General features: G+C 31.5%; 3 protein-coding genes. 1 reads left to right on the forward strand and 2 read right to left on the reverse strand.

Going from position 1 to position 1,293, the window contains the following annotated elements; translation table 11 throughout:
* The coding region (locus ACFIL7_RS07995) for a hypothetical protein (RefSeq protein WP_375680801.1) at positions 1 to 246 on the forward strand (246 nt) is incomplete at its 5' end.
* Here ACFIL7_RS07995 and ACFIL7_RS08000 read toward each other — a convergent pair.
* Together ACFIL7_RS08000 and ACFIL7_RS08005 are read right to left on the reverse strand one after the other, a co-directional pair.
* Positions 243 to 566: a helix-turn-helix domain-containing protein gene (locus ACFIL7_RS08000; RefSeq protein ID WP_015856199.1), complete on the reverse strand. Its 324-nt coding sequence runs from the start codon at positions 564 to 566 to the stop codon at positions 243 to 245. The two genes, ACFIL7_RS07995 and ACFIL7_RS08000, sit on opposite strands and share 4 nt — an antisense overlap.
* A 1-nt stretch (position 567) precedes the next feature.
* Positions 568 to 918 carry a type II toxin-antitoxin system RelE/ParE family toxin gene (locus ACFIL7_RS08005; RefSeq protein WP_375616946.1) on the reverse strand — a complete coding sequence of 117 codons (351 nt, stop codon included), beginning with the start codon at positions 916 to 918 and terminating at the stop codon, positions 568 to 570.
* Positions 919 to 1,293 lie beyond the last annotated feature (375 nt).

The following is a 1,293-nucleotide window of genomic DNA, read 5'->3' on the forward strand; positions in this document are numbered from 1 at the left end:
CACCATAATGATCTTGATTATTACAGTGATGAAGGGAGCATTGATGTTGAAAACGGTCGTCGGATGGTCACGCTTGTTGAAGGACATTATAAACAAAAATACAATAAAGTCAATAGTTTGTTTGTAATTATTTTATATGAATCCACTCAAGAATCCACACTTTTATACGTGATTCATTTGACTATTTTTTATATAAGATTGCCATGCATGAATAGATCCAAAAAAGCTAATCATAAAGAAGTTTAAGAAGAAAAAACAACTTCAAAATGTCCTTCAAGCGTTTTAACTTCTTTCGGATTAACAATAATCTTTATATCGTTTCCCAATTTTGCCAAACACTCAAGCATTTTCATTTCACTAATTCCTCGAAATTCTCCACTTAAGAGTTTAGACAGTTTTGGTTGAGTCATTTTCAAAAGTTGACTAGCCTGTTTTTGTGTTAAGTTCTTTTCTTTCAGAATTTGACTAATCTTATGAGCAAGTTGCGCTTTGATAAGCATTTCTCTGGAATCTGAAAAGCCAAGATCCGCATAAACATTGGAACTACCGTGAAAAACATTGATCATTTTAATTCCCTTCTAATTGTTCTGCTAACTTGAGACGTTCTTTAATCAGATTAATGTCTGGTTTTGCTGTTGCAATGCCACGGGTCGATTTTTTCTGAAAACAATGCAACACATAAAGAGATTTTTTATATTGTATCGTATAAACAGCGCGATAAGTTCCTTGAATATCGCGTTCAATAATTTCTAGAACATTGGCAGATCCGAACCCCTTGAGAACCTTAACATTTTCTCCTCTATCTCCTATCTGAGCAAGATAAAGAGCATAACCAATCCTTTGTTGAATAAGATCAGGAAGACTTTTTATATCTTTGAGTGAAGAACCAAGCCATATGATACGTTTTATTTTACTCATGATTATTAATATACCCATATGGGTATATTTTCAAGTGGTTATTCTAATTTTGTGATTTTTTAATAACTATTATTAATAAAATTGACTTGATAAAAATGGTAACAAAAAACCATAATTGTTTATTTGTTTTATGAAAAGCTGCTTTGTAAAAACCAACGCTTCCAAATGTAAAAAGAACGTTTTTTACAGATATTTATTGAATATGCATTTGCTTTTGATTGGATTGTTAAAGCTACCGAGCGTTTTGATTTGTTTGATACGTTTTCATATCTCTCATAGAGCGCTTGCAATATGATACGTTTTGTATATATGCATTCATTACTCCATTGTGGATGATTCATTTTAATCAATAAAAAACGCTATTTGAAAGCCGCG

The organism is Bartonella sp. AP3QHHD, assembly GCF_042195765.1.
Classification (GTDB): domain Bacteria; phylum Pseudomonadota; class Alphaproteobacteria; order Rhizobiales; family Rhizobiaceae; genus Bartonella.